Source organism: Streptomyces sp. NTD91 (assembly GCF_059510455.1).
The window spans coordinates 1-16272 of record NZ_JCAJZW010000027.1 but is presented as its reverse complement, the minus strand read 5'-3'; the positions used below and the strand labels follow the sequence as shown (position 1 = coordinate 16272).

Below are 16272 nucleotides of genomic sequence, written 5' to 3'. Positions count from 1 at the left end.
TCAGGCAGTGAGCACTTCGTCCAGCCCGGCGGTTCCGTCCGGCGTCGTCGAGCTGCCGCGGCCCCTGCGCCGGCGCGGCAGAAGCAGGCCCCCAGGGGCCTGCCCGGCCGTTCGGCGCGAAGTGGTCCGGTCTTTTGCGCAGAAAATGGTCCGCACGTGTGGGCAGACGCGCGCATACGGTCGGGTCGCGACGCGTCTGATGGGAACCATGATGATGAGCACTGACCAGACCGCACTCTTGGAGCCGCTGGGGCTCCGCGAGACACCCGACGCAGCGATAGCGATGATCGACGAGCAAGGTACGGTGGTCGCGTGGACGCAAGCCGCTCAGCACCTTGTGGGGTATTGCGCTGAGGACGTGGTGGGCCGGTCCGCCACAATCGTTCTGCCGTCCTCCGAGGAGGCGCTGCGGGCATCAGCGTTCACCGAGCAGTGCCGTGCCCAGGGTGGCTGGTCGGGCACGGCGGCGGTCCGTCACCGCGACGGCCGCACGCTCAAACTGAGCCTGCGCCTCTCGCTGCTGCGGGGAAAGGACACAACCCACCGGTGGCTGGTATCCCTGACCGACACAGGCGCGCTCCCCTCGCGAATGGTGAACGGATCGGTGCGGGAGTCGTTGCTTGCCCGTGCGCCGGTCGGGATCACCATTCGTGACCTACAACTGCGCTGTACCTGGATGAACGACACGATGGAGCGCTATGACGGTATTCCCCTTGACCGGAGGATCGGACGCCGCCTGAAGGATTCACTGCCCGGCTTCGAGGCCGAGGCCCTTGAAGCGGTGATGCGGCAGGTGCTGGCCAGCGGCACTTCCGCGGTCCACGAGCACCGGGGGTGGCCGCCGGAAGATCCGCGCCGGGAGCACGCATTCTCGGCCTCGTTCTTCTGTCTCCAGGACGCGGACGGCCAGGCACTGGGGGTCTGTACCTTGACCGTGGACGTCACCAGCAACCAGCGGGCCCGCGAGCGCCTTGCCGTCCTCAGCCAGGCCAGCACGCGTATCGGCAGCACCCTGGACGTCATGCAGACCGGACAGGAACTGGCCAGCCTCGCCGTGCCCCTGTTGGCCGACTACGTCACCGTCGACCTGGCAGAGTCGGTTCCACTCGGCAAAGAGCCCCCTGTCCGAATCGAGACAACGTACGGTCGCCCCCGCGTGTTCCGACGTGCCGGTTCGGCCTCGATCCGCCCAGGGGTCCCAGAGTCGACGTTTGCGCGAGGGGAGACGATTTCCGTCCCCCCGAACTCTCCGCTGGCCAACGCACTGCGCACGGGAAGGTCCCACCTGGAACCGGTACTGGACACCACCCCTGGGACATGGATCGACCACGACCCCGTACGGGGGCAAAAGATCCGTGAGAACGGGGTGCACTCCCTGATGATCGTGCCCATCCGTGCCCGGCGCTCCGTGTTGGGCGTGGTGGTGTTCGCACGCACCGAGGACCCGATGCCATTCCAGGACGATGACCTGCTCCTGGCTGAGGAACTGGTCACCCGGGCCGCGCTGGCCTTGGACAATGCCCGTCAGTACACCCGCGAACGCAGCACGGCCCTCGCCCTCCAGCGCAACCTGCTGCCGCACCGTCTGAGGGGCGGCGTCGCCGTCGAGACGGCAGGGCGCTACTTGCCGGCCGACACGGACGCCGGCGTCGGAGGCGACTGGTTCGATGTGATCCCGCTGCCCTGCGCCCGGGTGGCCCTCGTCGTCGGTGACGTGGTCGGACACGGCATCAACGCCGCGGTGACCATGGGCAGGCTCCGCACCGCCGTCCGCACGCTCGCGGACCTGGACCTGCCGCCCGATGAACTGCTGAACCACCTCGATGACAGCGTCCGGCGGCTGACCGGGGAAGAGGACGACGCCCCGGATCAGATCCCCGAGATCATGGGCGCGACCTGCCTGTACGCCGTCTACGACCCGGCCACCCGGCAGTGCACGATGGCACGGGCCGGGCACCCCCCGCCCGCGATAGTCGACGCACAAGGCCAGGTCACCTTCCCCGACCTCCCCACCGGGGCCCCACTCGGCCTCGGCCTCGGGCTGGTCCCCTTCGACGCCGTGGAAGTGGAACTGCCCGAAGGCAGTCTGCTCGCGTTCTACACCGACGGCCTGGTCGAATCCCGGGACGACGACATCGACGTCGGCATGCACCGCCTCCGCACCGCCCTGGCACAACCCGAACAGTCCTTGGAGGAGCTGTGCTCCTCAGTGATGGAAACCGTGCCGACTCAGGCAGCATCCGACGACGTCACCTTGCTCCTTGCCCGGACCCGCACACTCAGCGCGGCCCACATTGCCTCCTGGGACCTGCCAACCGAGCCGGCCGTCGTCAGCACCGCCCGGCACCTGGCCGCCCATCGACTCAGCGAATGGGGACTGCAACATCTCGTGCCCACCACGGAGCTGATCATCAGCGAACTGGTCACCAACGCCATCCACCACGGTGCCGGCCCGATCCGACTACGGCTCATCCAGCACGAAGTCCTGACCTGCGAAGTCTTTGACAGCGGAAAGTGTTACCCGCGCCTGCGCCATGCCCGCATCGTCGACGAGAACGGCCGGGGACTTTTCCTGATCGCGCAGTTGTCCAGCAGATGGGGCTTCCGCTCCGCAACGGGCGGCAAGCTCGTCTGGGCCGACCAAGACCTCCCGTCCCCGCTGTGAAGCCGGGATCGATGAGGGCGCCCCCCTCGATCCCCGCGCGATCATGTCGTCGACCTGGGGCAGGATGCTTGCCCTCGTGCACGATCACCGGCTCGAACTCGGACCTGCGATCGCACGGCACGTCCATGGAGACCGGCCCGGTCACCATGGACACCGTCTTGGAGCACGTGCCCTCGCGGGAGTTGCCCGAGCCCCGGCCGGCGGGATCGCCGGCCTCGTAGCCGAGGTGGTCGGCCAGTTCCGCCTGCAGGGCTCAGCCCAACACCGCGTTGAATCGGACCGTGTACATACTGATCACCGCCCCGCCGCCGCGTCCGAGCATTCGGCGGCTCCTCCCCCATCGCGGGGTGTCCGTGCAGCCGCAGACGGTGTCGGCTACGTACAGGCCATCGGCCACCGCACATAGAACGGCTACGTGAAGATCGGCTCCACGACATGACAGGGAACCCGGCCGGGACGAACTCCTACGCGCGTACCTCCCATGGGCTGGAGCCGAACGACTTCTGGCTCTCGCCCTCCCCCGAGCACCTACGGATCGAGAAGCGCACCCTGCCGCGCTGCCGCGCGCTCGCCCCCTCCCCCACGCCCGGAGCGAGTACTTGCGCGGTCACCCCTTCGAGCGGGCACGCAGGGGAGATCACAGAAGCGGCATACCTGAGGAAGGACCGTCCCCGGGCCCTCCTTACGGACGAACGCGGATGATCGTCTTCCCGTTGATCCGGTCGGTAGGGTTGAAGGCGGCCACGGCATCCTCGAGGGTTGCGACTTGGCCGATGTTCGTCCGTAGCCGTCCGTCCTTCACGCGCCGCGCGATCTCACTGAGTTGCGCGCGATCGGGCACGACAACGAAATCGATCGCCCGGCCGTTGGTCGGCCGCGCCTCGGGCGGCCCGGCGACGGTCACCAGCATTCCTCCGGCTCGAACCAGACCCGCGGACCGCCTCCCGATGGCACCGCCGAAGAGATCGAATACCAGATCGACGCCGCCGACGTCTTCCAGCGCGTCGTTCTCAAGGTCGACGAACTCCTGTGCGCCGAAGTCGAGCGCCGGCTGACGATGGGCAGCGCGTCCGGTTCCGATGACATAGGCGCCGACCTCACGGGCGAGTTGTGTCGCCATCGAGCCGACCGCGCCGGCCGCACCGTGCACAAGGACGCTCTGCCCCACCCCGAGGTGGCCGTGCTCGAACAGCCCCTGCCACGCGGTCAGGCCAGTCATCGCGACGCCCGCCGCTGCCGTGAAGTCAACGTCGCCGGGCAACGGCGCAAGGTTGCGCGCCTCGACGACGACGAACTCCGCAAGGGTGCCGTCGCGGGTCCAGTCGGTGAGGCCGAACACCCGCTGTCCGACCGACAGCCCCGCCGTTCCGTAGCTGAGGGCGGTGACTACACCAGCCACCTCGTGGCCCGGAATTGACGGCGTGCGGTCACGGCCGAGGCGATCGATCCAGGTCGAGGGCCACTCCAGCTCATCCCCAGTGAATCCTGACGCATGAACTTCCACGACGACATCGCCGTAGTTCGCGCCTTCAAGACTTGCGAGCACCGCCGTGTCCGGATCGGGTCGCTCCACCAGCTTCATCCCTGCCGTTCCCGCGGCACGGTCCGTCACCACGATCGCTTTCATCTGAAAACCTCTCTCCGTAACAGCCCTCGTTTACCTCCTGCACGAGATAACGGGGATCTCTGCTCTCTCCGCGTCCAGATGGACGAACCCGGATGGTCGTCCTTGCCCCTGTCCCGTTCGGTCGGGTCGAAGGCGCCGACGGCATCGGCGAGGGCGAGGCGCTGCGATGCCTGTCCGCGCCGGCCCGTCTCCGGACTCGCTGGACGACTCGAAGCACGTTTGAAAGACGGACGGACAGCTACATCCAGTCCTGCTCGAGCGCGGCGATCTGCTTCTCGTCGTCCGGCCCGCCCGCGGGACCGTGCTGACGGTCTGGCCCGTCTGCGGGTTCATGCTGTGGGTGGGCGCCGGAGCCCGGATGCACCTTGTCGACGAGATCCAGATATTGCGGGTGGCGGGCAATGAACTTGCCCACAACCGGGCAGATGACGGTGATCTTCTTTCCGCTCTCGCGGATCTCGTCCAGCACGCGGGCGATGAGCTCTGTGGCTACCCGATTTTGGCGGTAGGCGGGGTCGACCCAGGTCGTCAACAGTACGACGCGGCCGCCGACGAACCGATATTGGAGTTCTGCGATCGCTTCGGGACCGAGGGACGCGGTCCAGCGGCCGCGCTCCGCGTCGTTGGCGATATCGAGTTCCCAGGCGGACTCGGCCTCACGGAGACCGGTCTCGTCCAGAGCAGCGATGAGGGCCGTGTTGTTCTGTTCACGAAAGGCCGCCTCGGCCTCGACGTTGGTCGTCATTGTCGGACACCTTCTGTCAGCGGAGTCCAGCGGGTCGGTTCAGGGCTGGTGCGGTCCTCTGGTCGCCCCCGGGTGCTCGGGGTCGATGAGGTCCGCATACTCAGGGTTGCGCTCGATGAAGGTGCGCACCATCGGACACACGATGGTGACGGTCGTCCCTCGCGTGCGCACGTCATCGAGGACGCGTCGGATCAGCTCGGTGGCGATGCCCTGTCTGCGGTACTCGGGGAACACCGAGATGGCCATGAGCACGAGTCGGTCGTCGCTGGCGACGTCGTACGGCAGGCCCGCGATCTCGGTGTCGCCGACGATGGCCTCGTAGATGCCGGTTTTCTCGTCGTTGACTACGTAGAAGTCGAACGCAGGGGCGTCGGGATCACCGATCGCCTCGTCGACGAGGACGGTCCGGTCCTGGCCGAGCGTGCCTTTCCCGTCGGGGTGGCCGGCCCCGTCGGGGTATTCGATGGCGTAGGGGGAGAACAGGACACGACCTACCGGCAGTTCTCCTCCGTGCGCGCGGCTGCTCGACTCGAGCCCTCAGTGCGCAACTGCTGACTCGCCCGAAACAATGACCGCAGGTCCGGCGCATACCGGGGCGGCGGTTCCCTCGCCGCACGAGACAGTCCGAGCCCTGCGGGTTGCGGCCTCCCCGACGAACGCTGTGAACGTTTTTGGTGTAAGCCCTTTGACGGCCATTTTTGGAAACGGCCGGGGCCGCCCAGGCCGTGGGCGAACAGGTGGTCGGCGAGCGCGGTGAGTTCGGCGGCGTCGTGGCCGAGCCGCCGCTTCGTCTCGTGCACCGTGAGGATGACCCGCCAGTCGGACCGTGGCCATCCATTCCTTACGGGCGTACGCGGATGACTGTCTTCCCGCTGCGTCGCGTGGTCGGGTTGAGGGCACCAATGGCATCATCGAAACTCGCGACGTCACCGATGTTCGTCCGCAGCCGTCCGTCCCGCACCCGCTGCACGATCTCACCCAGTTCGGTGCGATCGGCCTCGACGACGAAGTCCACCGCCAGGCCGTTCGTGGGCCGCGCCTCGACTGGGCCGACGACGGACACCAGCGTTCCTCCGGCCTTGATCAGGGCAGCGGACCGCCTCTGAACGTCGCCGCCGATGACGTCGAAGACCAGATCGACGCCCCCGACGTCTTTCAGCGCGTCGTTCTCAAGGTCGACAAACTCATGCGCGCCGAAGTCGAGTGCCTTCTCACGGTCGCCGGCGCGTCCGGTGCCGATGACGTAGGCGCCGGCCTCACGTGCGAGCTGGGTCACCATCGTCCCGACTGCCCCGGCCGCGCCATGGGCGAGGACGGTCTGGCCGGCCTGAAGGCGGCCGTGCTGGAACAGCCCCTGCCACGCGGTCATACCTGAGATCGGCAGGGACGCGCCTACCGTGAAGTCGACGTCGCCGGGCAGCGGTGCGAGGTTGCGTGCCTCGATCGCCACGTACTCCGCAAGGGTGCCGTCGCGGTGCCAGTCGGCGAGGCCGAACACCCGCTGCCCGACCGACAGCCCCGTCGTGCCGTAGCCGAGGGCGGTGACCACTCCGGCCAGTTCGTGGCCGGGGATCGACGGTGTCCTGTCACGGCCGGCGCGATCGGTCCAGGTCGACGGCCACTCCATCTCAGTCGGGACGAAGCCCGATGCATAAACCTGAACAATGACGTCGTTGATCGCTGCGGGCGGCTCAGGTCGCTCCGTGAGCGTCATCCCGGCCGCTCCCGCTGCCTGGTCGGTTACCACAATGGCTTTCATCGAGATTGTCGCCTTCCTCGTATGAGCTCGTAACACGATCACGAGCTGTGTTTCTCCAGCCAACTCCACGAGATGAGGCCGCAGGCGGATGAGCCGCGGGTGTGTCGCGCGCTCTGTCCTGGAGCTTCTCGCCGCTGATGGGTATGGCCAAGGTCAGGCGCGACGGCCGTAGGTGTGCGGATCCACAGGCCGCTCGGACTTGGGAAGCCCGCCGACCACGAGACGGTAGGAGTCGATCACAAGCTCCTTCACCAGCTTCTCGTCGATGGTGCCCCCGCCTTCCGCCGTGATCCAGTGCTTCTTGTTCATGTGATAGCCGCGGGTAATGTCTGCGTACTGCTCACGCAGCGCTGCGGCGTCGTCCGGATCAGCTTTAAGGATCACGACGGGCCGCCCCGGCATGTCGGTCATGAGCATGAAGACCTTGCCGCGCACCTTGTAGACCTTCCAGTCGGGGCCGAAACGATGCTCCAGGTCGACGCCGGGCAGTCCGACAGTGCAGACGCCCGCGATCTTCTGCAGTTCCTGTCCGTCCAAGGTGATCAACTCCCTTATCGGTCCGAGTGCCCTGACCCCGCGGTCAAGGCCCAAGGTGGCGTCTCCCACATGGCCGCCACGAACGGCGGCGCCCGCACGCCGGCAACCTCAACGAGATCGTGTTGCGCGCTCCATGTGTTGTGGGTCCTGGTTCCCGTGCGGGGTTCACGGGGTTCCGGCGATCAGCCGGGCGTACCGGCCGAACTGACGGCGGGGATGTCGATGTCGGTCTGGTTGACGTTGTTGATGAAGTTGGTCAGCAGGACCTGCACCGCCACCGTGACGATCGCCAGGATCTGCGGATCGGTGTCTGCGGATCGGTGTCCCCGGCGCCTCGCACAGCCGCGAGGTCCGCGTCGCTCACCCGACCGCGGCTCGCCACCACCTGCTGAGCGAAACGAGCGACCGCTGCGCGCTTGGGATCGATCGAGCTCCCGGCCCGGGCCAAGGCGATGTCATCGCTCGACATGCCACCGAGTTCGGACGATACGTACGTGTGTATCGCCAGGCAGTAATCACAACCGTTGGCCTGCGACACGGCGAGTGCGATGGTGTGCCGCGTCTTCGCGTCCAGAACCCGGCCCAAGGTGCTTTGCAGGGTCGTGACGACCTCACGAACGGTCGGGTTCGACGCGAGAGTCGCGAACATGTTCGAGACGAAGCCGAGCTGTGCGCCGACGTGGTCGAGGATGCCCTTCGTTCCGTCTGGGACGTCGTCAGGAGCAAGGACGTTCAGTCGTGACATGGCACATCAACCTCCGGTGAGTGTGTGAATGGTCAGCGTCGAGCCGAAGTCGGTTCTTACTGCTTCAGGGCCCGGTCCTCGTCGCGGCCGTGAGCACCGCCATTTTTTGGGCTTGCCAGCCCACTCGCTTCCGCAGTCAACGCTACTCGGTTATGGGCTGTCAAGCCCAATTTGAGAGGGCGTGTGAAACACGGAAGGCACAACGGAAGCTCGGATGCGTCGTCGCACGCACACAGCCAACGGGCAGGCGACGCAGTTTCGTCCTGGCAGTCATCGCGTGGCAGACGCATCCTCGCGTTCTGGGGGGCCGACGCCGACGCCGGTCGGAGGCAGCTCGGCTCCGGGCCCGGGCGGGATGGGCGCCAGTGTCGCTCGCCGCCCTGACCGGCCAATACGGGTGCCCCGTAACTGAAATTCACCGGCAGGTGCACCCGCTCGTTCCTCGGGAGTGGCTGCGCGCACACCACCGAAGCCGAAATGACGCGAAACGCCGTTCCACATGGCCTGTCCGAGGGTTGCTGCGGGTCTTGAGAGGCGGAGAGCGGAGTCGTAAGGCGACGATCGGACCCGGAATCCGCCGCGTGGTCAGGCGCCCTGCAGCACAAGGGCGGGGTCAAGACCATCTTCGATGCGCGCAGGAAGCTGCGCCCTCAATGGGTGGCGGCCGGACACTTCGGCTGACTGCGCCTTGTCCGGACCGACGGCACGCCGAAGGCCGAAGGTGCGGCTGAGGCCGTAGGAGGCAAGGAAGACAAGAGGCGCGTGTGCCCCGTCGCTGATACTTTTCAAGGGGGCCTGGCCCCTACTCACGACATGCCGATTGGACGGCCAGCATGGCGATCATCTCGCGCGGTTTCCACGGCCGACGGCCGCCTGCGGGCACGAAGCTACCACCCGGACAGTACGAGACCACGGGCTTTCCGGTCCTCTCGGCCGGGCCCACGCCGTGGATGAGCACGGACAAGTGGGAACTGTCCGTCACCACCGAGACCGGGAGGCGGCACAACTGGGACTGGGCCGCCCTCACGAAGCTGCCGTCGGAAACCCCGACGGCAGACCTCCACTGCGTAACCAAGTGGTCGAAGTTCGGCACCCGGTGGCAGGGGGTGTCCTTGGACGTCCTGCTTGCCGATGTCGAGACGGCGGCCGAGTACGTCCTCGTCTCCTCCTACGGGGGCTACACCACGAACCTCCCGCTGGAGGATCTTCTGGACGGCAAGGCCTGGATCGCGTACGGCTACGACGGTCGGCCGCTCGCCCCCGAGCATGGCGGTCCGGCCCGACTGCTCGTCCCGCACCTCTACCTCTGGAAGTCGGCGAAGTGGGTGCGTGGACTGGAGTTGCGGGAGAACGACACCCCGGGGTTCTGGGAGAGCGCCGGCTACCACAACTACGGAGACCCGTGGCAAGAGCAGCGGTATCAAGGAGACTAGGCGACCGGCTCAGGTGGAGGGTCGCCGAGGTGACAGAACGTCGGGCTGAGTCCGCGACGGCCGTCACACTGGTGCTGGAGGTGCCGGAATGGGCCGGCCATCTGGCAGGCCAGCATGTGGACATCCGGCTGACCGCGGAAGACGGTTACAGCACACAGCGCAGTTACTCCATCGCCTCGGCCCCGGACGGAACGCGCCTGGAACTGACGGTACAGCGCGTCTCTGAGGGCGAGGTCTCGCCCTACCTGGTCGACGAGCTCAGGCCCGGAGACCAACTGGAACTGCGGGGACCGGTCGGAGGCTGGTTCGTCTGGCAGCCGGAACAGCAAGAACCGGTCCTGCTCGTGGCCGGAGGCTCCGGGCTTGTGCCGCTGATGTGCATGATCCGCTCGCGGCGTGCAGCCGACAGCCGGGTTCCCTTCCGGGCCCTGTACTCCCTCCGATCGCCGGCCGAGTTGCTGTACGGGCCAGAAATCCGCCAAGGAACACCAGGGGTCGACGTCACACGCATCTACACCCGGGAAGCGCCACAGCAGTTCGCGCGCCCCCCGGGCCGCATCACACCCGACGACCTGACACGCCACGGATGGCCACCGGACTTCGCGCCCACGTGCTACGTCTGCGGACCCACGGCATTCGTCGAGAAGGCAGCTGCCTACCTGGTACTCCTCGGACACGACCCCGAGCGAGTCCGCACAGAGCGCTTCGGCGGAGGAGAAGACTGAGATGACGGCAGGCACACCGGCAGACACCGGTATTCCACGCGACGCAGAGGGCGGCTACGTCGACGGCAACGCGCTGGCCGGCCCTCTGGCCGAACTCTTCGCGGTCGACCTGACAGCAGCGACCAGCCAGTGCGCGCACTGCAGCAATACAGGGCCCGTCGCACGCCTGCACGTATACCGGCAGGCACCAGGACTGGTAGCCCGCTGCCAGCAGTGTGGACAAGTCTTGCTACGTGTGGTGCGCGCACCGGAGACGGTCTGGCTGGACATGAGCGGCATCACGGTACTGTCGATTCCCGTCGGCGCCGACTGAGCCACCCATGGCCTCCCCTGCGGATGGCACGCGGTCGGCGCGGCAAGCTCGGTGGTGCACGCCACGACCGGAAGGTGGAGCCGCCGGAAGCTGGTGGGCCACCGCTCGGATCGTCACCTCAAACCTGGGACTACTGGAAACGGCCGTCGAAGCAGGTCCCGCTCCTCAGGTCGGAGAACCGAAGGCCGACGACTGCTCCCCCTTGCACCACCCAGCGCAGATCGTAGGACGCTTGGTAGGAGGGCGGCCAGAAGGAGCAGAAGCGCCCATTCTCGTCGACGGACCAGGTGCCCTCCGTCTGGCGTCCTGTCTCGAAGTAACAGGTGCTCCCGTCGGGTTGGAAGGTCTGGGTCGTGCCATCACCGTAGGCCAGGCGGCCCGCGGTGACGGCGGTGTGGATCTGCTCGGGCGGCACGATGGCACCGTTTTCCGGGTGCAGGTTGTCGATGTTCCTGGTCACTGTGCTGTCCTTCTCCCTGGCCCGACGGTTCCGTTTCTCGTGAGGTCCGGCGGGCGTCTTCTGGCTCAACGCGGCGAAGATGATCCCGTTGGAGGGGGTCTGCGCTGTTGTCTTGGCCGCCTCCGCTCCGTGGAGGGGACTCACCCCCTTGGACGCCGCAGCACATGAGCGCTTTCCGTACTGCTCAACACGGGTATCGGCTGGGGCCCTGCCGGGCCCCGAGCCGCAGCACGGGGCGCCGAGCCGCCATGCCGTTCGAGCTCCGGGGCCCTGCCCTGGTTGCCGGTCATCAGCTCTCGGCGGCGTCCTCATCCGTCGTCTCGAAGACGCTCAGGTACTGGCCGTAGCCCTCCTGCTCCAGATCCTCCAGGGGGACGAAGCGCAGCGAGGCGGAGTTGATGCAGTACCTCAGTCCTCCGCGGTCGCTGGGCCCGTCCTGGAACAGGTGCCCGAGGTGGCTGTCCCCTTGCACCGACCGTACTTCGACACGGACCATGCCGTGGCTGGTATCGGGCCTCCCGACGACGTGGCCGGACTCCAGAGGCCTCGTGAAGCTGGGCCAGCCGGTCCTGCTGTCGTACTTGTCGACCGAGGCGAAGAGGGGCTCCCCGGACACGATGTCCACATAGATACCGGGTTCCTTGTTGTCCCAGTAGGCGTTGGAGAACGAGGGCTCCGTCTCGTCTCGCTGGGTCACACGGTACTGCTGGTCGGTGAGCTGTGAGATGCGCTGTGGGCTCTTGCTGTACTCCGGCATGTCTACCTCCCAGACGGTGCTGAAGTGTCTCTTCTGCCCTGTTCGCGTCATGCATCGCCCGACTCTTACCGTGTTGCAGGGGTGCGGAGGCCGCGGGTGAGGGCCTGCCCAGGGCGCGATCCACGGGCCGACCGTTGAAGTGGTGGTCAGAAGCGGCCGCCCGTCGCAAGCCCGGCTGCCTCCCCTGACGACCGGGACGGGAGGGCGAGGAAGGGTTGCCCGATCTGCCCCCTCGCTCGTGCCCGGCCCGTAGCGGCGACGCTGCGTTGCAGGTCGCCCTCGACAGGCCGGGCACGGATGTGGACACAGCCTCCGTTTCTCGGAAACCGGCGACGGAGCCCGGTTCCTGCTCCTCCGAGACCCCCACCGGCACACCGGAAAGTCGACGCTCAGGCGCAGTGCCTCCTGCCTGCCTCGCGCGCGGTACTGGGCGAGCGCTCGCTCAGAGCGCGGCCGCCAACTCCCTTCGGTCACCACACCATTGCCCTGCGGACACGAGCCGAAGCCGGCCACTGTGCCACGAAACCGCCCCTTTGACGCAGTCGGGTGCCTCACCGTGTGTTGTGTTTGGTGTTCGGAGACCACAGCCCAGGCACGTCGGCGCGACCGGCGCCCCGGGCGAAGCTGGCGCTGGCACGCTGGGGCCGACGTCCTCTCCTCGAGTGACCGTGATGCCCTGCAGCCGCGCCGGCCGACCCTGGGATGCCGGCGGCGCAGGCCCTTGACATGATGGGAGAAGTGCCGAGAAAACGTCCCCCCGCCGGCCGAGTTGAGGGGCACGGGTCGAGGCCGGTACACACACGATACTCGGGCAGAGTCCGCCTCGGGCCTGCAACTGCGCCGGGAAGCGCAGACGCCACCACGGACCGGCCGTCGGGGCAGCCCCGTGCGAAGAGGAGGAGATCGCCATGGCCGCGCGCACCGCCATCGCCAGGTTGCACTCCGGGGGGATCACGGCCAGCCGATTCGGACTCGCGCTGAACCTCGCCAGCATCGGACGGCTCAAATTCGAGGACTACGAGGTGGAGAACATCCGTCCTGTGGTCGTCTCGAGCCCACTGCTGCGACGGCCACTGAGAGGGCTGGGGGAGACGAGACTGGCCAGAGCCATCGGGATCACTGAGATCACGATCGCCGGGATGATCTCCACCGGAAGGTGGGCGCCCAGAGTCTCGGCAGCCGGCAGCCTGCTCGCGGCCGGGATGTTCACCGTCACGCTCAGTTTTCTGATCAGCACCCCGGAGGCGTGGCACCAGCGGGGCCGAGAGCCGAAGCTCTCCCCGGCCGGCCAATTTCTCATCAAGGACGTGGTGCTGCTGGGTGCTTCCCTGATCACCGCCGCGGAATCGCTGAGCAGAAACCGCCGACCATAGCCTGTCACGGCTCCAGTCGCCCGTGACGCCTCGGACATCCAAGGACCCTTTTGGACTCCATCCGCGTCAGCGACCAGACCCTAGCCCGCCGACGACCCAGCGCCTCGGGAAGGTGAGTACCTGGGGGCGCAGTCCTTCTCGTCCGCCCAGGGGGACGACTGCCCGGCTCCCCGGGGCGTGTGCGGCCGCGGTGCGAACCGCCTGGTCAGCGCTGCCCGAGCCGACGTAGTCGCCGCTGCATCAGCCCGCGGCGCTGAGATGTCCGCCGGCTATCAGCTGAGCTCGCAGCTTCTTACGGGCGTCGAACATCGTCTTGTAGAGCGCGTTGCGGTTCGTCTTCAACTCACTGGCCAGCGCTTCCAGGGGGACGCCGTTGACGACGGCGGTGAACACCTTCCGCTGGCGGGCGCTCAGTGTCTCGATCGCGTCACGCACGGCTTCGACCAGCTCTCGCGCCTGCCAGTGGCTGACGGGGTCGATACCGGAGCGGTCGGGCACTTGCGCCCATTCGTCCAAGTCGACCCGGGCATTTGAAACACGCCAGAAATGGCGGCCAAGCTTGCTGGACACCTCAAGTACGACGAATCGGAACGCCCATGTGGTGAATCTGGCGTCCCCTCGAAATTCCCGGATTTTGCGGGTGATCCTCATCAGTGCGTCGGCGGCCGCCTGGTGAGCGAGATCGTTCAGTTCGGGCCCGGTAATCCGGTAACGCGGACCCCGGCGAAACACTTCGTCCATGGCAATCCGCACCAGCATTTCGTGCAGCCGCGTGCACGCCTGCTCGTACTGCGGCCCACGACCGTCCTCGAGCGCGTCCACCCAGGCGGCGGATTCCGGGTCGAGTTGCCATCGGCCCTCGGCGAGCCGTGCTGCCGGGGCGCTGCCGCTGCTCCCGGCACGTCCGTCGGGAGCCGAGTGGCACGTTCTTCTGACATCCGCAGAATGCATGGACTTCAATCCTCAGGTCATCTCGTGCGGACAAGCCAACCACGAGACTCATCTACAGGCCGTCTACGCGAAGTCGCTGTTTCCCCTTCGCCGTGCGCGCATTCCGAGATTTCGCGGGCGCGGCTTTCCGGCGTATTTCGACGAGCAACTCGGACGCGTCCTGGGGCGCGCCTTCCCGTACTGTCGCGGCCGGCTGGTGAGCAGGCCGGTCCACGCAGGCCCGCGACCCTCCACGCCGACGGCGGACGGTCACGCTGTGTGCAGCCGGGGCATGTGCGGCTGCAGCAGCCGCCGCAGCTGCCGCCGCCCCCTGTAGATGCGCGACATCACCGTGCCCACAGGGGTCCCCATCGTTTCCGCGATCTCGCGGTAGGAGAGACCCTCGACGTCTGCGAGGTACACAGTGAGGCGGCGCGGCGGGGAGATCTGACGGAAGGCTGCTTGGAGGTCGGGATTCACGATGTTCTCCAGCGCTTCTGCCTCGGCCGACTTCGGGGCCCCGGAAGTACCGGCGCCAAGACGCGCCAGTTGCTCGTCTTCGACTTCGGAGGAGAGACACAGGTGCGGTCTGCACTGCTGTCTACGACGGGTGGATATGTACTGATTGACGATGATCTTCTTCATCCAGGCCGCGAAGTTCGTGCCTGGTCGAAACTGGTCGAACGATGCGTACGCCCGCGCGTACGCTTCCTGGACCAGGTCTTCAGCGTCTGCTGCGTGGCGGGTCATGTGCCAGGCGGCGGCGTAGAGGGTGCGACGATGCGGGAGGGCTTCCTCTTCGAATCTCGCACGGCGCTGGGCGGGGCTCTCCCGCTGGCTGCTGGTGCCCGGTTCCGGTGGGAAATGCATCGTTTTCACGGTCGCTTCCTCTCTCAGCACCCAGACCACGCCGGCTGCGCCCGGCGTGCGGTCTCAGCCCGCTTCGGACAGTCCAGGGCTTGGCACCGGCCCGGCTCCTCCGCCGGCGGGCCTGGTGACTGGTCTGGGTGAGCGGGTGGGTCCGACCGACCTCAACGCCTACCGAGGCTGCTTGAGGCGTATGATCTGGCAGCCGCTGCCGGGCCGAGAGTGCGGTGAAGGGCGTATACCGTCCCGGCGACGGCGGTCTTCCGTGATGCGCCCGTCCTGGGCGGGCCGGCATACAGCCTGCCGGACCCACTACGGAGGGGCAGGAAGTCCTCCCCAGCTCATCGCCCCTTCGTCCGGGCATCTCGGACTCGCCCGCGCTCGCTGGTCCGGCCGGAGGGGCGCGCGCTCAGGAGTCCTCTTGAGCGTCAGGCACCACATGGACAGCCGCCTCCTCGGCGGAAGCGGCACCGTTGTCGATGCCCACGTCCCGCGCCCAGTAGTCGTCGCCGTCGTAGCCTGCGGCGAGAACGTCCGTGTCCCAGCCGAGGAGGCGTCCGGCACGCTCGTCGCCGACCTGGTCGTCGATGAGCTCTCCGTCCGTGCCGATCGTGTCGCCCAGCCCGTCGCCCTCGTCCGATGCACTGACTTCCGGCACCTCGCGCCTGAGCCGATGCGCGAGGTCCTCGTGGGAGGCGCCCTCCCTCGCAGTGACGCCCCAGTCGTTCACGGCGAGGGGTGTATTGGCGGGTGAGTAACCCCGGTTCAGGACATCCTCTCCCAGTTCGTCCTCGTCGTACTCCTCCTGCGAACGCAGGGGGTTGGAGTCGGCCAGGTATTCGTAGGGCGGGACATTGTCTGGTGAAGTCATTACGGCCTCCATGCCATCGGATCCCCGCGACCTCACGGTGCCGGCGCCTCGGTGCCAGCCCGGCGGGACAACGCCATTCAAGCGGCCCGATGTCGACGAGGCGTCTATCCGCCATAGTCGCCTGGGCGGGCGGCCACCGGCTCCGGCCGAGTGGTGAAGGCGCCCCTGGGGCTCAGGGCTGGCCATCTTGTCACTGTGCTCGGCAGCGAGCGTCTCAAGGACCGGCGCTGCAAGGCGCCAGGGCCTGCACCACTCGGCCCAGAAATCGACAAGCACAGATGTGCCGCTCTTGAGCACCTCCTTCGCGAAGGTCTCGTCCGTCACGCTTCTCAAATGGCCTGCCATTCGGGCTCCTTCACAAGCGGCCGGTGTTGATCGATGCCTTCCGGACACCTCGCCCGGGCAGGTGACAGGTCGCGGTCCCGGGCGGGGCGTGAGGGTGCGTCTAGGGCGTGTTTCGAAAGT

General features: G+C 67.3%; 16 protein-coding genes and 2 pseudogenes. 5 read left to right on the top strand and 13 right to left on the bottom strand.

Going from position 1 to position 16272, the window contains the following annotated elements; genetic code table 11:
* Positions 1 to 211 precede the first annotated feature (211 nt).
* Positions 212 to 2665, top strand: a complete 2454-nt coding sequence (locus AC5WRT_RS25170) for a SpoIIE family protein phosphatase (RefSeq protein WP_496095627.1) — start codon at positions 212 to 214, stop codon at positions 2663 to 2665.
* A gap of 39 nt (positions 2666 to 2704) precedes the next feature.
* Here AC5WRT_RS25170 and AC5WRT_RS25165 read toward each other — a convergent pair.
* From AC5WRT_RS25165 to AC5WRT_RS25135, 7 genes and pseudogenes are all read right to left on the bottom strand, one after another.
* Positions 2705 to 2918: pseudogene (locus AC5WRT_RS25165) on the bottom strand (transposase); the annotation flags it as partial.
* Between the two features lie 429 nt (positions 2919 to 3347).
* The gene (locus AC5WRT_RS25160; protein WP_496095599.1) at positions 3348 to 4292 is read right to left on the bottom strand and encodes an NADP-dependent oxidoreductase; all 945 of its coding nucleotides are present in this window, start codon (positions 4290 to 4292) and stop codon (positions 3348 to 3350) included.
* A gap of 238 nt (positions 4293 to 4530) precedes the next feature.
* Positions 4531 to 5037, bottom strand: coding sequence for a GNAT family N-acetyltransferase (locus AC5WRT_RS25155; protein ID WP_496095600.1), 507 nt, complete (start codon positions 5035 to 5037; stop codon positions 4531 to 4533).
* Positions 5038 to 5076: 39 nt separating this feature from the next.
* A complete protein-coding gene (locus AC5WRT_RS25150; protein ID WP_496100636.1) occupies positions 5077 to 5349 on the bottom strand; it encodes a GNAT family N-acetyltransferase in 273 nt (90 codons plus the stop codon).
* A 529-nt stretch (positions 5350 to 5878) separates the two neighbouring features.
* A complete protein-coding gene (locus AC5WRT_RS25145; protein WP_496100620.1) occupies positions 5879 to 6796 on the bottom strand; it encodes an NADP-dependent oxidoreductase in 918 nt (305 codons plus the stop codon).
* A 153-nt stretch (positions 6797 to 6949) separates the two neighbouring features.
* On the bottom strand, positions 6950 to 7333 hold the full coding sequence (locus AC5WRT_RS25140) for an MmcQ/YjbR family DNA-binding protein (protein WP_496100619.1): 384 nt from the start codon (positions 7331 to 7333) through the stop codon (positions 6950 to 6952).
* 256 nt (positions 7334 to 7589) lie between these two features.
* On the bottom strand, positions 7590 to 8078 hold the full coding sequence (locus AC5WRT_RS25135) for a carboxymuconolactone decarboxylase family protein (RefSeq protein WP_496100618.1): 489 nt from the start codon (positions 8076 to 8078) through the stop codon (positions 7590 to 7592).
* An 833-nt stretch (positions 8079 to 8911) separates the two neighbouring features.
* Here AC5WRT_RS25135 and AC5WRT_RS25130 point away from each other — a divergent pair.
* From AC5WRT_RS25130 to AC5WRT_RS25120, 3 genes are read left to right on the top strand one after another with little or no spacing between them, the layout of a single operon-like run.
* Complete coding sequence (locus AC5WRT_RS25130) at positions 8912 to 9511, top strand: sulfite oxidase-like oxidoreductase (RefSeq protein ID WP_496100617.1); 600 nt, start codon at positions 8912 to 8914, stop codon at positions 9509 to 9511.
* The gene (locus AC5WRT_RS25125; protein WP_496100616.1) at positions 9481 to 10236 is read left to right on the top strand and encodes a ferredoxin reductase; all 756 of its coding nucleotides are present in this window, start codon (positions 9481 to 9483) and stop codon (positions 10234 to 10236) included. Before AC5WRT_RS25130 ends, AC5WRT_RS25125 begins: the two co-directional genes overlap by 31 nt.
* A gap of 1 nt (position 10237) precedes the next feature.
* The gene (locus AC5WRT_RS25120) at positions 10238 to 10549 is read left to right on the top strand and encodes a DUF6510 family protein (RefSeq protein WP_496095606.1); all 312 of its coding nucleotides are present in this window, start codon (positions 10238 to 10240) and stop codon (positions 10547 to 10549) included.
* A 130-nt stretch (positions 10550 to 10679) separates the two neighbouring features.
* Here the strand turns inward: AC5WRT_RS25120 and AC5WRT_RS25115 are convergent, their stop codons facing one another.
* The gene (locus AC5WRT_RS25115; protein WP_496095607.1) at positions 10680 to 11009 is read right to left on the bottom strand and encodes a hypothetical protein; all 330 of its coding nucleotides are present in this window, start codon (positions 11007 to 11009) and stop codon (positions 10680 to 10682) included.
* A 289-nt stretch (positions 11010 to 11298) separates the two neighbouring features.
* On the bottom strand, positions 11299 to 11766 hold the full coding sequence (msrB, locus tag AC5WRT_RS25110) for a peptide-methionine (R)-S-oxide reductase MsrB (RefSeq protein WP_496095608.1): 468 nt from the start codon (positions 11764 to 11766) through the stop codon (positions 11299 to 11301).
* Between the two features lie 908 nt (positions 11767 to 12674).
* Between msrB and AC5WRT_RS25105 the strand changes: the two genes are divergently transcribed.
* Positions 12675 to 13139 (top strand): DUF417 family protein, encoded by a 465-nt coding sequence (locus tag AC5WRT_RS25105; RefSeq protein WP_496095609.1) that lies wholly within the window; start codon positions 12675 to 12677, stop codon positions 13137 to 13139.
* A 240-nt stretch (positions 13140 to 13379) separates the two neighbouring features.
* Here AC5WRT_RS25105 and AC5WRT_RS25100 read toward each other — a convergent pair whose 3' ends face one another.
* The 4 genes and pseudogenes from AC5WRT_RS25100 to AC5WRT_RS25085 form a co-directional block, all read right to left on the bottom strand.
* Positions 13380 to 14090: a sigma-70 family RNA polymerase sigma factor gene (locus AC5WRT_RS25100; protein ID WP_496095610.1), complete on the bottom strand. Its 711-nt coding sequence runs from the start codon at positions 14088 to 14090 to the stop codon at positions 13380 to 13382.
* A gap of 249 nt (positions 14091 to 14339) precedes the next feature.
* Positions 14340 to 14939, bottom strand: coding sequence for a sigma-70 family RNA polymerase sigma factor (locus tag AC5WRT_RS25095; RefSeq protein ID WP_496100635.1), 600 nt, complete (start codon positions 14937 to 14939; stop codon positions 14340 to 14342).
* A gap of 406 nt (positions 14940 to 15345) precedes the next feature.
* Positions 15346 to 15807, bottom strand: coding sequence for a DUF5709 domain-containing protein (locus AC5WRT_RS25090; RefSeq protein WP_496095630.1), 462 nt, complete (start codon positions 15805 to 15807; stop codon positions 15346 to 15348).
* A gap of 198 nt (positions 15808 to 16005) precedes the next feature.
* Positions 16006 to 16152: pseudogene (locus AC5WRT_RS25085) on the bottom strand (thioredoxin family protein); the annotation flags it as partial.
* Positions 16153 to 16272: the final 120 nt, after the last annotated feature.

Excerpts from the sequence above, each read along its gene's own strand:
- AC5WRT_RS25155 (WP_496095600.1), bottom strand. The coding sequence starts at position 5,037 with ATGACGACCAACGTCGAGGCCGAGGCGGCCTTTCGTGAACAGAACAAC.
- AC5WRT_RS25120 (WP_496095606.1), top strand. The coding sequence starts at position 10,238 with ATGACGGCAGGCACACCGGCAGACACCGGTATTCCACGCGACGCAGAG.
- AC5WRT_RS25170 (WP_496095627.1), top strand. The coding sequence starts at position 212 with ATGATGAGCACTGACCAGACCGCACTCTTGGAGCCGCTGGGGCTCCGC.
- AC5WRT_RS25135 (WP_496100618.1), bottom strand. The coding sequence starts at position 8,078 with ATGTCACGACTGAACGTCCTTGCTCCTGACGACGTCCCAGACGGAACG.
- AC5WRT_RS25100 (WP_496095610.1), bottom strand. The coding sequence starts at position 14,090 with ATGCATTCTGCGGATGTCAGAAGAACGTGCCACTCGGCTCCCGACGGA.
- AC5WRT_RS25090 (WP_496095630.1), bottom strand. The coding sequence starts at position 15,807 with ATGACTTCACCAGACAATGTCCCGCCCTACGAATACCTGGCCGACTCC.
- msrB (WP_496095608.1), bottom strand. The coding sequence starts at position 11,766 with ATGCCGGAGTACAGCAAGAGCCCACAGCGCATCTCACAGCTCACCGAC.
- AC5WRT_RS25130 (WP_496100617.1), top strand. The coding sequence starts at position 8,912 with ATGGCGATCATCTCGCGCGGTTTCCACGGCCGACGGCCGCCTGCGGGC.
- AC5WRT_RS25095 (WP_496100635.1), bottom strand. The coding sequence starts at position 14,939 with ATGCATTTCCCACCGGAACCGGGCACCAGCAGCCAGCGGGAGAGCCCC.
- AC5WRT_RS25145 (WP_496100620.1), bottom strand. The coding sequence starts at position 6,796 with ATGAAAGCCATTGTGGTAACCGACCAGGCAGCGGGAGCGGCCGGGATG.
- AC5WRT_RS25105 (WP_496095609.1), top strand. The coding sequence starts at position 12,675 with ATGGCCGCGCGCACCGCCATCGCCAGGTTGCACTCCGGGGGGATCACG.
- AC5WRT_RS25160 (WP_496095599.1), bottom strand. The coding sequence starts at position 4,292 with ATGAAAGCGATCGTGGTGACGGACCGTGCCGCGGGAACGGCAGGGATG.